Here is a 13,984-nt window from a genome sequence, read left to right as displayed (position 1 = left end):
GAGAGAATAAGATTTTAAAAGGTATCTCTTCGTAAAAAGGATACAAGAATCATTAGGTGATTAATTCCTTTGTTGCATTTCGAGGATGGTACTTTACTGCGCACAGTTAATAACAATAAGAATCGATAAAATATTAAGAATTAGAGGATTCTAACGCGCAATACGGTAATTTTATAAATCATATTCTTGCGTATGCTGTTAGTTTTTAAATTAAAACCAGCCGCATCATTTATACGTTTTTTCCAACCTTCAAAACTGAAGTTTATCCCAAACGCATTTTATATGAAGCATTTCTAATTACAGTGCCTTTGTTATCACATTAAACTTTTTATAAACAAACAGACCATAATCTTAGAATTGGAATAGCAATATAAAAATAGTTTCTTATTCACCTAACACAACAAATCAAGAAACTATAATTCAGAATACGATCAACTTATTAAATGGAATCTCTGATAATAAAAATGCATAATCCCCACCCCCTCTGATCTAACTACCTTATCCATTAAACAGATTCTTCATCAATCATAGAATAATTATAGATTTGCAAACACATCACTTCTTTTCAAAGATTAAACCCTCCAACAAAATTTTACACTCTATTGAGAATATATTCTAAAAGCTCATATTTGAATGCTTTTTTCCCTTGTTTTTACTTTTCATTATAAACTTGAAAGTGCTATAAAGTCGTATCGCTTAAAAAAAAAGGATTTCTAATGGTAAAGATCAAAGTAGAAAACCCCGTTGTTGAACTTGATGGGGATGAGATGACCCGCATCATCTGGAAATATATTAAAGATAAATTAATCCATCCCTACCTCGACATTGATCTAAAATATTATGATCTTTCCGTCGAAAATCGTGATGCAACCAATGATCAAGTAACAATTGATTCTGCCAATGCTATCAAAAAATATGGGGTTGGTATAAAATGCGCAACCATCACACCTGATGAGGCACGCGTTAAAGAATTTAACCTAAAAAAAATGTGGAAATCACCTAATGGTACAATCCGCAATATTTTAGGAGGAGTCATTTTTCGCGAACCCATTATCTGTAAAAATGTCCCTCGCCTTATTCCTAACTGGACAAAGCCAATTATTATCGGACGTCACGCTTTTGGCGATCAATACAAGGCAACAGATTTTAAATTTCCAGGAAAAGGGAAATTAAGTATTAAATTTGTAGGTGATGACAATCAAGTTATTGAACATGATGTTTTTGATGCTCCAAGCGCAGGGGTTGCCATGGCTATGTATAACCTTGATGAGTCAATTCGTGCTTTTGCCCGCGCATCCTTTAATTATGGACTACAACGGAATGTTCCAGTTTATCTTTCAACAAAAAATACCATTCTAAAAGCTTACGATGGTCGTTTTAAAGATATATTTCAAGAAATATTCGATACGGAATTTAAAACTGAATTTGACAACCGTAAATTATATTACGAACACCGTCTTATTGATGATATGGTTGCTTCTGCATTAAAGTGGTCAGGTGGATACGTATGGGCATGTAAAAACTATGATGGTGATGTCCAATCTGATATTGTTGCCCAAGGCTTTGGTTCTCTTGGTCTGATGACTTCTGTTCTCATGACACCTGACGGTAAAATTGTTGAAGCAGAGGCAGCACACGGCACCGTAACACGCCATTATCGTCAGCATCAAAAAGGTGAAGAAACATCAACAAATTCTATTGCATCCATTTTTGCATGGACGCGTGGACTGGCACACCGTGCTAAACTAGATAACAATGAGAAATTAAAAAACTTTTCCACGACATTGGAAGAAGTTTGTATTAAAACCGTCGAAGAAGGTTTTATGACTAAAGATCTCGCACTTTTGATTGGACCTAAACAAAAATGGCTTTCTACAACAGGTTTCCTCGATAAAATTGATGAGAAACTCAAAAAGGCAATGGACAATTAAGTTATTACTTAAATTAAAAATTCAAAGCTCTGTTTAGAGCTTTGAATTTCTCTTGGCAAATTCAAAGAAGTACCTTATAAGTAAAAAGAGGATAAATTTTTATTAAATAGCAAAAAACGGTGAAAAAACAAAGCTGGTCTGCGCTTTTATTGGGTAAAAATGGTCTTTGCTTTTTAACATTTACAGGTGGTGTTGTATTACACGCTACCAATGTTTATATTGTTATTACTATTTTACCTTCCCTTATGAATCATCTTGGTAATGAATATTATTCTTGGGTGGCGACTGTCTTTATTACAGCTTCACTCCTTGGTACTTCTCTTGCAACAAAAATATTAGGGAAACTAGGTCCTCGCAACGCTTATGTTATCTCTGGACTTATCTTTACCTTAGGCACTTTCTTGTGCAGCATTTCTTCATCTATGCCATTATTTTTAATAGGACGCTTTATTCAAGGATTGGGAAGTGGTTCTTTGTTATCTCTATCCTATTCCATGGTACGTATTATTTTCAGCCCATCTTTATGGTCTCAGGCATTAAGTGTTATCTCTGGAATGTGGGGAATATCAACCTTGTTAGGACCAGCAATCGGAGGAATTTCTGTATATTATGGCCTATGGAGAGCATCTTTTTGGATCATTGGCGCATTAGCTATATTCTTCTCACTCATAGCCTTTAAATTTTTACCCAAAAAGAATGAAAATTATGTTCCAACATCCCCTTTCCCTCTTCTCCAGCTTTTCACACTCACCTTATTGATTTTTATTATTTCTGTTGGAGGAGCTATGGACACGACAATGGCAAAAATTTTCGGATTAGTCATCGGACTTAGTCTTCTCTTTGTTCTAGCAAAAATCGAATCTTCTACCCTTCACCCTATGTTGCCGCACAAATCCTTTTCTTTCTCTTCTGAAATTTTTTCTGTTTACGCATTAATACTCGTTATGACGACAGTCGTATATAGTATAGAGCTTTATCTTCCACTTTTTCTTCAAGAGCTTCATGGACAAGCTCCACTTATTGCTGGTTATATAGCAGCACTTATGAGCCTAGGGTGGACATGTGGATCCCTTTCAAGTGTTGGTGTATCGGCAAAAAAAATTCGCAATATCATTGTATACTCCCCCCTATTAAAACTGTTGGGCATAGCTATTCTTTTATGGCTCATACCAACAGAAGTTTCCACATTTGAATATATTTTTATTATCTGCTTAGCACTATTTTCTATTGGAATCAGTGCGGGCATAGCATGGCCCCATTTGCTCACACGGATCTTACAATGTGCAAATGATGAAGATGCTCTACGTGCCAGTGAATCCCTTACCTCTGTACAACTATTTTCAGCGGCCTTAAGTGCAACTCTAGCCGGAGTTATCACCAATCTTGCCGGACTATTTAATCCTGGAGGAACAATAGGAATGATCTTAGCAGCAAAAACTCTTCTTATAGTGCTCATTGGTCTTTTATTTTGTCTTGCTATTCCATTAGCGCTGCGCATTTCTTACTGCATGTTTAAAAATCCAACAGGACATTCCAATAATTAAATAAATATAACAATACCTTCTTCATTTTAAAAATGAAAAATAATTAAGCATGCTCCTCCATATACCATGAGACGCAAAAAACCATTAATCCACACAAAGTTAGAACACTTCCTAAAACAGCTGTATATTCATAACTATAGCCCAATTTTAAAACTAATGCTCCAGATTCTGCACCAAGAGCATTGGCAATATTAAAAGCAGACTGCATTAATGCTCCTGCCAAAATCTGTCCTTGTAATGCAACATCCATAATTTTTGTTTGTATAGAAGGCATAGCAGCAAAAGAAGTTCCAACAAAAAAGCATCCTATTGCTGCCGTTAACGGAGCATAGGATAAAAAGAAAAAAAGAAAAAAAACCAATACACTCCAAAGCATAGAGAAAAATATCATCGGTGAAATGCCAATTTTAACAGCCAATTTAGGACCCAAGAGATTTCCTACCACCATCCCCAATCCAACTAACGGCATAATAAATGGTACCCACTCAAGTGAAACCCCAGAAATATGCATTAATGTTGACTTAATATAAGTGAAAACAGAAAATAATCCTGACGCTCCCACCGAAACCATCAGCAAAAGAAGCCACACCTGCTTTTGCTTTAATGCATTCATTTCGCGTAAAGGGCTCGTTTTTTGAACATTTGAATCACAAGGCAAAAAATTCCAAATAAGCAAACAACATAATAAAGCAATCATCCCCACAAGAATAAAAGCAAACTGCCAACCAATAAGTTGTCCCATCCAAGTAGCACTTGGTGCTCCCAGAACGGTTGCAATTGTTAAGCCAAGCATAACATAGCCAACAGCTTTAGAACGTTCTTTCATTTCTACCATTGAAGAGGCAACCATAGCCGCAAGTCCAAAATAGATTCCATGAGGAAGTCCACTGAGAAAACGTAATACTACTAATATGCTAAAATCAGAAAAAAAGGCACTAGCAATATTTGCTAAGGCATAAAAAAACATCAAGCCTATCAAAACAATTTTGCGTGATACCTGAGCTGTTGCCACAGCTAAAAGAGGTGCTCCAATCACAACTCCTAATGCATAAGCAGAAATATATTGACCAGCGGTAGGAATATCAACATAGGAACTTCGTGCCATCTCTGGCAGTAGCCCCATTGCAACAAACTCTGCAGTACCAATAGCAAAACTGCCCACGGCAAGAGCTAAAATTATTAAACGTCGTATTCTCGAATTAATTCCCAATACAAGAACCTTTTGTTGATAAGAATCCCTCATATCATCACTTCTGGATAGGAGTTTTAACTGTAAATATCTGTAATACACACAAACAAAAATTCAAAACATTGTTATACGCATGCCCAATAGTCCCCAATAAAGTTTTAGAAATATTTTGATATATAAAGCATTTTATGGAGTTTTAAGTAAGATTCTTTAATGGAAAATCTTTGAAAACCTCAAGATCATAGACGTATTCACATTCACCTATTTCTATCAGATCTACCAGATAATAAACTTTGTCTCCTCTTTTCAGCCGTTCAAATTTTACAGTGAAAACTTTATTTTACAACGATATACTATACCCTATAAATAATTCTAAAATTTGCTGAATAATGCATTTCAAACAAGTGAACAATATCTCATCATTATCTTGATACAAAGATAAAACTTCTCCCCCAATTATTGTTGCTTTATTTTTGCTACCTAAATGCAGATCCCCCAAATCGATAAGCTATAATTTCAACTTTAGGCCATTCTTATCAATTATTATAGAGTCTTTTAAAAATTCTCTTTTAGACATCTTTACCCCTCCCTCACAGAGGAATTGCATCAGATATCTAACTCACTATCTGTAAATTAAAATATTCACGTAAATATATTATGATTATTTTCAGATAAATTATATATAAAAATTAGAAAGTAAATATAATAAGTTTTGTTTTAATATATTTATTTATATTTTATAAATATAATAATTAATATTTATTTTCCATGACATTAAATCTATAGTTTTTTAGTTTTATAATATTAATAATATTACATAAATATATTGTAAATAATATTTATATTAAGATATAAAAATAATAACAACATAAAATTATAACATTTTAAATATTATAAGCTTATTTTAGTTTTATTTTAATTTTCTAAAAATTTATCTGTTCGATTGTATATAATCCATTCTTTACCTTTAGTAATAAAAAACACAAAATATCTCATAAAAATACAATTTTCATACTTCTTTAAGAGTTCGCTAACGCCTCATTAACATTGTTGCTGTAAACAGTAATCAGAAACAGAAAAACTGTTTTTCTCCGGATCAGGTAGCGCGTACCGGAGTAACAGTTTCTGTTTTTATCTAGTAATTAGAACAAGAATATGTGTCTTTATAAAACCGCACTGTTATATCTTAAGATAGTGGAGTTTTATAATTTTGGAAGATATTTCTAATTTCATATTTTTAGCTAAATTTGTAAATGCGAGAATAAATTCAATAAAAAAATGAAGTACTATAGTACGATTAATATTTTAGCGTCCTTGTGCCCATAGAGCACGCGTTTCAGCGCAAAAATCAGCATAACAGCCTTCTTCAATAGCATCACGAATTCCCTGCATCAGTTGCTGATAATAAAAAAGATTATTCCAAGTCAACAACATCCCCCCAAGAGATTCACCAGATTTAATCAAATGATGCAAATAAGCACAACTATAATCATTTGCTGCTGGACAAAGTGACTGTGGATCAAGAGGATGGGGATCTTCTGCATAACGCGCATTACGCAAATTAATTCTACCAAAGCGGGTAAAAGCTAAACCATGACGTCCTGCACGCGTTGGCATAACACAATCAAACATATCAACACCACGAGCAACACTTTGTAAAATATCATCAGGTGTCCCTACTCCCATAAGGTAGCGTGGTTTATTCTCTGGTAAAATCGGACAAGTAGTATCCAATACTGCTGTCATAACACTCTGCGGCTCACCAACAGCAAGCCCTCCAATAGCGTAACCTTTTAAATCCATTTCTTTTAATGCTTGAGCAGAACGTTCACGCAGTTTCATATTATCACCACCTTGAACAATCCCAAACAATGCTTTATCTGGCTGATCTCCAAAAGCTGTTTTACAACGCAGCGCCCATCGCAATGAAAGTTCCATAGCTTCTTCCATTTCTTTTTCAGTGGCTGGTAATGCAATACATTGATCCAACTGCATCTGGATATCCGCACCAAGAAGTCCTTGAATTTCGATAGAACGCTCTGGACTCATTTCATAGTAAGCTCCATTAATGTAAGAGCGAAAAATCACACCTTGTTCAGTAATTTTACGGATTCCCGCCAATGACATAACCTGGAAGCCACCAGAATCGGTTAAAATAGGCCCGCTCCAGCGTGAAAATTCATGTAATCCTCCCAAACGCGCAACACGTTCAGCTCCTGGACGTAACATTAAATGATAAGTATTCCCCAAAATGATATCTGCACCAAGATCACGTATTTGATCCATATACATAGCCTTAACGGTTCCTGCCGTCCCAACAGGCATAAATGCGGGTGTACGAACACATCCTCGCCCCGTTATAATTTCTCCTCGACGTGCATACCCATCTTGAGCAATTTTTCTATAATGAAATGTCTTTATCATAACTCTCGTCTTTTTGATTCCATCAATGCATATCTCTATAGAAAGAGAAAAGGTATCTCCCTTACGAACATTGTTATAAATTTTATGAATTAATTCTTGATTCGCTCAATATTGTACCCAGCATAAAAAATTAAACGAGATAAAAGAACATTTCTTGTTAAGAAATCACCATAATAAAAGTGATAATCTAGCTCCAGAAAAAGAGTAAAATCCTTATAATATCACACCTCAAAATACCTACGCTTAACGCACTAAAGCCTTAACAGAACTGCAAAATTATTATCACAATAATTTCATCCTCACATACTTCCATAAGCAATAACTTTGTGCGCACAGAAGAAAATTTTGAACGCATTGTACAACTTACAATATTCTTTAACTTTTACAGATAAAAATTTTTCATCTATTGGGCACGGCAATCCTCACGCTTAATAACAGCACAAATGAGCATAATCATTTATCCACTCACAATATTAAGATAGCTCTTGACATTGGAGATAATTCACAAAAGAAATTAACGTGTAAATAAAAATACTTTAAAAAACCAAAAATGCTTTTTGTAAAGATTCTCAAATACCAAAAGCTCTATCGTAACATTAGAGGCTGAAAAAGCGTATGATGGTACCCGTTTGTTCCTTCACAAGCTTTAAAGGTGGTGGTGCATAATAGATTTTATACTATTTATAGCTTTAAAACTATACACGCCATGAATGTCATCGTGGAAGTGAATGTTGATATGTACTAAGAAATGCTTCTAAAAAAACACGTAAATACGCAACACAAGTGTATTCCGTTTGGAGCATTTCTCTATTAAAAAACGAGAAAAATAAAAGCGTAAGTCCATGCATAATCTTCATTATTTAAAAGATATTGCGTTAGATACTTAAAAAAAGTAAAGTTGAATTAAAAAAGAGATAGCAAGACTAGCCATTTGTTTCACTTCTGCACCTTTATATTCTTCTAAGATTAAACTGTCTTCTTATTTTAAAGATTACGCCAATATATATAAATGCTGGTTTTCCACCTTGCTAAGAAAACTGGATGAGCGAGTAAAGCTCTTATCTGTCTTAATATGTGTTTCAAACATGCTTCTGCATTAGAATTGGATGTTGATTTACGAGCAGAAAACAAAAGCACACGCTCTCTTAAGAAAGTAACATCATAAAACCATTAAGAGCGGCAATAGATTGAAGAGAAATGCCGAATTTTTTATAAAACACTTTGCCAAACAACAACCATAATACAACAGACTTTACGTTTTCTTATTTTGACAGGTGTTTTACAAATCCTTTGCGTTATATTCTTCAGGAAGATCCGATTGAAGGAAATATATGGACAATGCTTAGCTCGAAATTATAAAAGGTAAAGCGTGATACTACAAAAGAGTTTCGTGTGCCTTTATTGATCAGAAAAGAATATTTTTTTCTTAGAAACTTACAATTGAAATTAGTATAATTTATACTACTCTACATCCGCAGCAATAACAGCTTTGGTAATTGCATCGGGCTCTACAACAGGTTCACCACGTTTAATTTTATCAACATTTTCCATACCTTCAACAACCTGCCCCCATATGGAATATTGACGATCAAGCCACGGAGCATCTGCAAAACAAATAAAAAACTGAGAGTTAGCAGAATTTGGATTCTGACTCCGTGCCATAGAAACTGTACCACGCTTATGAGAAAGATTTGAAAACTCTGCTGTTAAATTTGGTTTTTCTGCTCCCCCCATACCAGCACGTGATAAATCGAATTTATCACTATCTTTTTTTCCAAATTGTACATCCCCTGTTTGCGCCATAAAACCATCAATAACACGATGGAAAATAACATTATCATAAGCACCTTCACGGGCGAGTTCTTTAATACGTGCAACATGACAAGGTGCTAAATCAGCAAAAAGCTCAATAACAACTCTGCCCTTTGTTGTTTCAAGAATTAAAGTATTCTCTGGATTTTTATTCTCAGCCATATGGAAAGCTCCCTTGATTCATTTTTCAACTTGTAAAGTAGCAGCATTAATAACATCAGGATTTTTTACAGATCCATTATTACTTGTCGTACCTTTTTTTATTTTATCAACAACATCCATTCCCTTTATAACCTCTCCAACAACCGTATACTGACCGTTTAAAAAATCAGCATCATCAAAACAAATGAAGAATTGAGAATTCGCGGAATCCGGATCTTGTGACCGTGCCATCCCAACTGTACCACGCTTAAACGGCTGCTTTGAAAACTCTGCCGGTATATTGGGATAATTTGAGCCCCCCATACCAACGCGTTTCAAATCAAAATCTTTACTGCCTTTTTTTCCAAATTCTACATCACCAGTTTGCGCCATGAAATTAGGAATAACGCGATGAAACACAACATTATTATAGGCCCCCTCCTCTGTTAATCTTTTGATTTGCGCAACATGCTTTGGCGCCAAATCAGGACGCAGACGAATAATGACATCACCATCTTTGAGAGATAAAACAAGAAGGCTTGCATCACTTGCTGGGCTAGGATTACCAGCGACAGCAGACAATGAAAAAAAACAAAACACACATATCAAAACAGCAAAAATTCTACGAGACACAATTATTCTCCTCTAAAGACTGGAATTTCGAGCGCAAAGCTTGTGCAATATTGGGCGGCACAAATGGTGTCACATCACCTCCCATAGAGGCAATTTGACGAACCAATGTAGAGGTTATCGCACGCCCAGAAACACTTGCCGGCAAAAAAACAGTTTGCAATTCAGGAGCCAGAATGCCATTCATCCCTGCCATTTGCATTTCATAATCAAGATCAGTACCATCACGCAATCCGCGAATGAGAAATGAAGCACCAACTTCACGTGCCTTGTCAATGAGAAGGTTATTAAATGAAAGAACCTGTAACCGATTAAAATCTGCACCGAAAAAGTCTTTCCCTACTTGGGTAATAAAACCAACACGCTCTTCAAAGCTAAAGAGTGCTTTTTTGTTACCCTGTATGCCTATAGCGACGACCACCTTATCAGCTAACACAAAACACCCTTTTAAAACATCAAGATGACCGTTTGTAAGAGGATCAAAAGAACCTGCGTAAAGAGCAATTTTCATGACTTTACTCCTTCCTCTTCAAAATTATTTTTCTTCGCTCATATCAACTGTATCAGAATGCTTCTCACCTTCATCATCTAATGAACTCGTATCATCTTCAGGTTCAGAAATACGTTCAACCGATACGACTCTTTCACCTTTGGCTGTATTAAAAATTGTAACACCCTTAGTTGAGCGCCCAGCAGTACGAATTCCCTCAACAGGGACACGAATAAGTTGTCCCCCATCTGATACCAACATAATTTGATCCTGCGCTTTCACCGGAAAAGCCGCTACTAATTTACCAATTTCAGCTGTTTTAGATGGATCTGTTGCACGAATCCCTTTTCCGCCACGTCCCGAAATCCGGAACTCATAGGAAGAAGAGCGTTTACCATAACCAAACTCACTCACTGTCAAAAGCATTTGTTCACGTGTATGAAGTTCTGCATAACGTTCATCTGTTAACTCTGTTTCAGCACCCCCATCTTCTTCATCAAGAGTTATAACATCTTCAACATCAGCATCTGCACCAGAAGCACGCCGTTCATTTATTACACGTTTAATATAAGCAGAACGCTCAATGGACGTCGCCTCGACATGCTCTAAAATTGTCATCGAAATGACTTTATCACCTTTAGCCAAATTGATACCACGAACCCCCACAGAATTACGCCCCGCGAAGACGCGAACATCTATAACTGGAAAACGGATACATTGTCCATTGGCTGTTGTTAGAACAACATCATCATGTTCTGTACAGGTTTCGACAGAAAGAATTTCATCTTCTTCATCAAGTTTCATTGCAATTTTACCATTACGATTAACCTGAACGAAGTCTGATAACTTATTACGACGCACAGTCCCACGTGTTGTCGCAAACATAATATCTAATGCACTCCAGCTCGCTTCATCTTCAGGCAAAGGCATAATCGTTGTAATACGCTCACCTTGTTGTAAAGGAAGCATATTGATCAAAGCCCGCCCACGCGATTGGGGTGTCCCCAGCGGCAATCGCCAAACTTTTTCCTTATAAACAATCCCACGTGATGAAAAGAAAAGAACCGGAGTATGCGTATTGGCCACAAACAACCGCGTTACAAAATCCTCATCCTTCGTGGACATACCAGAACGCCCCTTACCACCACGTCGCTGTGCACGATAGGTATTAAGAGGCACACGCTTAATATAACCACTATGGCTTACCGTTACCACCATATCCTCTGGTGCGATCAGATCTTCACTCTCCATCTCAGCGCTACCAAAACCAAATACGGTACGTCGCGGCGTTGCAAATTCCTCACGAAGAGCACTCAACTCATCCTTAACAATAGACATAATGCGTACGCGTGATGCCAAGATCTCAAGATAGTCAGCGATATCCACGCCAATTTTATTCAATTCATCAGCGATTTCATCACGCCCAAGGGCTGTCAATCGTTGCAAACGCAATTCTAAAATAGCACGCGCCTGTTCTTCAGAGAGATTATAAGTACCATCCTCATGAATAATATGACGAGGATCATCAATAAGTTTAATCAAAGGCGCAACATCCATCGCCGGCCAGCGTCGCTCCATTAACTGTGCACGTGCTGTCTGCGGATCAGGAGCTTTGCGAATAAGCGCTATAATTTCATCAATATTGGCAACAGCAAGGGCAAGACCAACCAAAACATGGGCCCGTTCACGCGCTTTACGCAAAAGATATTTTGTTCGCCGACTGACGACTTCTTCCCGAAAAGAAACAAATGCACGAAGCATATCAAGCAACGTCATCTGTTCGGGTTTTCCTCCATTCAAAGCAACCATATTACAACCAAAGGAAGTTTGTAGCGGCGTATACCGATATAATTGGTTTAAAACAACTTCCGCAACAACATCTTTCTTCAGCTCAATAACGACCCGATATCCATCACGATCCGATTCGTCACGCAAATCAGAGATTCCCTCAATGCGTTTATCACGCACCAATTCGGCCATTTTCTCAATCATCGTTGCCTTATTAACTTGATAAGGGATCTCACTCACAATGATTGCCTGTCGACCACTGCGAATTTCTTCGATCTCAACTTTAGCGCGCATAATAATTGAGCCACGCCCTGTTTCATAAGCTGCACGAACACCAGAATGGCCGAGGATAATGCCCCCTGTAGGAAAATCTGGACCAGGAACGATTTCAATTATTTTATCGAATGTGATATCGGGATTATCAATCAAAGCGATACACGCATCAACAATTTCACCAAGATTATGGGGCGGAATATTAGTTGCCATTCCCACAGCAATTCCACCGGATCCATTGACCAAAAGATTAGGAAAACGTGCTGGTAAGACAACCGGTTCACGTTCACGCCCATCGTAATTATCCTGAAAATCAACAGTATCTTTATCAATATCAGCTAAAAGTTCTTCTGAAACTTTTTCTAAACGACACTCAGTATAGCGCATGGCCGCAGGTGGATCACCATCAACGGAACCAAAATTTCCCTGACCATCAATTAATGGATTTCTTAAAGAAAAGTCCTGCGCCATACGCACTAATGCATCGTAAATTGAAGCATCACCATGGGGATGAAATTTCCCCATAACCTCACCAACAACACCAGCAGATTTACGATACGACTTATTGAAAGAAAGCCCCATCTCATTCATAGCATGAAGGATACGTCGATGAACAGGCTTAAGACCATCACGGACATCAGGAAGTGCACGTGAAACAATCACGCTCATCGCATAATCGAGATAGGAGCGTTGCATCTCATCAATAATACTGATTGGTTCAATACCGGTTAGCACATCACGTTCTGGGTGTGGAGTAAGATCGGTCACAGTTTCAAAACTTTCAAAAAAGAATCATTTCACTTTATTTATAGCGAAAAATACACCAAAATGCTAATTTCTCTCCCATGACAAAAAAGAAATTTAACAATATTTTTCAAGATGTTATTAATTTATATTTTAAATTACTAATAATAATGAACAATTTTTATTTTGCTAAACTTCAAAAATCTGAAACAAACAAACCATAAAATGATCATAATACTGCAATTTAAAGACTCCTAAAAAGGGACGTCATCATCTAATTTGTGTGAAAAACTTTCTCCCAATTGATGATTGTTTTGACCAAAAGTATTTCTCTGATTTGAATGACTATCGGCAAAACCACCACTATAACTCCCGCCTTGACTTACTCCTTGCTCCCCGCTCGCAGCTCCCCGCCCATCAAGCATTTGTAATTCGCCACGGTACTTTTGCAAAACAATCTCTGTTGTATAACGGTCATTTCCATTTTGATCTTGCCATTTTCGTGTCTGTAACTGCCCCTCAATATAAATTTTGCTGCCTTTTTTTAAATATTGCTCTGCAACTTTGACAAGGTTTTCATTAAAAATAACAATACTATGCCACTCAGTGCGTTCTTTTCGCTCATTTGTATTCCGATCGCGCCAACTTTCTGAAGTAGCAATACGCAGATTTGCCACTTGATCACCAGAATTTAAACGGCGGATTTCAGGATCCGCACCAAGATTACCAATCAAAATAACTTTATTAAGGCTACCAGCCATCGTATAAACTCCAAAATTTTAATTCGTAAAATACTCTGTTCTATAACAGTCATAACCATCTTGACCTTCAATTTACATGTCGCAATTGACCATCAATATGGGTATTGCTATCCTTTCCTAATACTGTATTCAGTGTAATTATAACAAAAGATGAGAAAAACACATAGTTTATTCCACCACGAGAGAATAAAAAGCTGCTCATTTGTATTTTTTTCACAAAACTTATACCTTCCTTTTGCATTAAAGCAGTTAAACAC

The 13,984-nt window shown here is 36.6% G+C and carries 9 protein-coding genes; 2 read left to right on the top strand and 7 right to left on the bottom strand.

What is annotated here, in order from left to right; all coding sequences use genetic code 11:
• Nucleotides 1–716 precede the first annotated feature (716 nt).
• Together ACFIJL_RS02760 and ACFIJL_RS02755 are read left to right on the top strand one after the other, a co-directional pair.
• Nucleotides 717–1,931, top strand: coding sequence for an NADP-dependent isocitrate dehydrogenase (locus tag ACFIJL_RS02760; protein WP_375622388.1), 1,215 nt, complete (start codon nucleotides 717–719; stop codon nucleotides 1,929–1,931).
• A gap of 119 nt (nucleotides 1,932–2,050) precedes the next feature.
• Nucleotides 2,051–3,475 (top strand): MFS transporter, encoded by a 1,425-nt coding sequence (locus tag ACFIJL_RS02755; protein ID WP_375622387.1) that lies wholly within the window; start codon nucleotides 2,051–2,053, stop codon nucleotides 3,473–3,475.
• Nucleotides 3,476–3,518: 43 nt separating this feature from the next.
• On the opposite strand, the gene ACFIJL_RS02750 is transcribed toward ACFIJL_RS02755, so the two are convergent.
• The 7 genes from ACFIJL_RS02750 to ssb all read right to left on the bottom strand — a co-directional run bounded on the left by ACFIJL_RS02750 (nucleotide 3,519) and on the right by ssb (nucleotide 13,727).
• Nucleotides 3,519–4,718 carry an MFS transporter gene (locus ACFIJL_RS02750; protein ID WP_375622386.1) on the bottom strand — a complete coding sequence of 400 codons (1,200 nt, stop codon included), beginning with the start codon at nucleotides 4,716–4,718 and terminating at the stop codon, nucleotides 3,519–3,521.
• 1,251 nt (nucleotides 4,719–5,969) lie between these two features.
• Nucleotides 5,970–7,088 carry a tRNA guanosine(34) transglycosylase Tgt gene (gene tgt, locus ACFIJL_RS02745; protein ID WP_375622385.1) on the bottom strand — a complete coding sequence of 373 codons (1,119 nt, stop codon included), beginning with the start codon at nucleotides 7,086–7,088 and terminating at the stop codon, nucleotides 5,970–5,972.
• 1,461 nt (nucleotides 7,089–8,549) lie between these two features.
• Nucleotides 8,550–9,062, bottom strand: coding sequence for a peptidylprolyl isomerase (locus ACFIJL_RS02740; RefSeq protein WP_375622384.1), 513 nt, complete (start codon nucleotides 9,060–9,062; stop codon nucleotides 8,550–8,552).
• Between the two features lie 18 nt (nucleotides 9,063–9,080).
• Nucleotides 9,081–9,674 (bottom strand): peptidylprolyl isomerase, encoded by a 594-nt coding sequence (locus tag ACFIJL_RS02735; protein ID WP_375622383.1) that lies wholly within the window; start codon nucleotides 9,672–9,674, stop codon nucleotides 9,081–9,083.
• Nucleotides 9,664–10,182, bottom strand: coding sequence for a pantetheine-phosphate adenylyltransferase (coaD, locus tag ACFIJL_RS02730; protein ID WP_375622382.1), 519 nt, complete (start codon nucleotides 10,180–10,182; stop codon nucleotides 9,664–9,666). The genes ACFIJL_RS02735 and coaD overlap by 11 nt, the downstream gene beginning before the upstream one ends.
• A gap of 24 nt (nucleotides 10,183–10,206) precedes the next feature.
• Nucleotides 10,207–12,990, bottom strand: a complete 2,784-nt coding sequence (gene gyrA, locus ACFIJL_RS02725; RefSeq protein WP_375622381.1) for a DNA gyrase subunit A — start codon at nucleotides 12,988–12,990, stop codon at nucleotides 10,207–10,209.
• Between the two features lie 230 nt (nucleotides 12,991–13,220).
• Nucleotides 13,221–13,727, bottom strand: a complete 507-nt coding sequence (gene ssb, locus ACFIJL_RS02720) for a single-stranded DNA-binding protein (RefSeq protein WP_375622380.1) — start codon at nucleotides 13,725–13,727, stop codon at nucleotides 13,221–13,223.
• Nucleotides 13,728–13,984: the final 257 nt, after the last annotated feature.

This window comes from Bartonella sp. TT119HLJHH (assembly GCF_042193385.1).
Classification (GTDB): Bacteria; Pseudomonadota; Alphaproteobacteria; order Rhizobiales; family Rhizobiaceae; genus Bartonella.
The sequence above is the reverse complement of the archived record's forward strand: the minus strand, read 5'-3'. Positions and strand labels throughout refer to the sequence as shown.

Excerpts from the sequence above, each read along its gene's own strand:
- ACFIJL_RS02760 (WP_375622388.1), top strand. The coding sequence starts at position 717 with ATGGTAAAGATCAAAGTAGAAAACCCCGTTGTTGAACTTGATGGGGAT.
- ACFIJL_RS02750 (WP_375622386.1), bottom strand. The coding sequence starts at position 4,718 with ATGAGGGATTCTTATCAACAAAAGGTTCTTGTATTGGGAATTAATTCG.
- tgt (WP_375622385.1), bottom strand. The coding sequence starts at position 7,088 with ATGATAAAGACATTTCATTATAGAAAAATTGCTCAAGATGGGTATGCA.
- ACFIJL_RS02740 (WP_375622384.1), bottom strand. The coding sequence starts at position 9,062 with ATGGCTGAGAATAAAAATCCAGAGAATACTTTAATTCTTGAAACAACA.
- coaD (WP_375622382.1), bottom strand. The coding sequence starts at position 10,182 with ATGAAAATTGCTCTTTACGCAGGTTCTTTTGATCCTCTTACAAACGGT.
- ssb (WP_375622380.1), bottom strand. The coding sequence starts at position 13,727 with ATGGCTGGTAGCCTTAATAAAGTTATTTTGATTGGTAATCTTGGTGCG.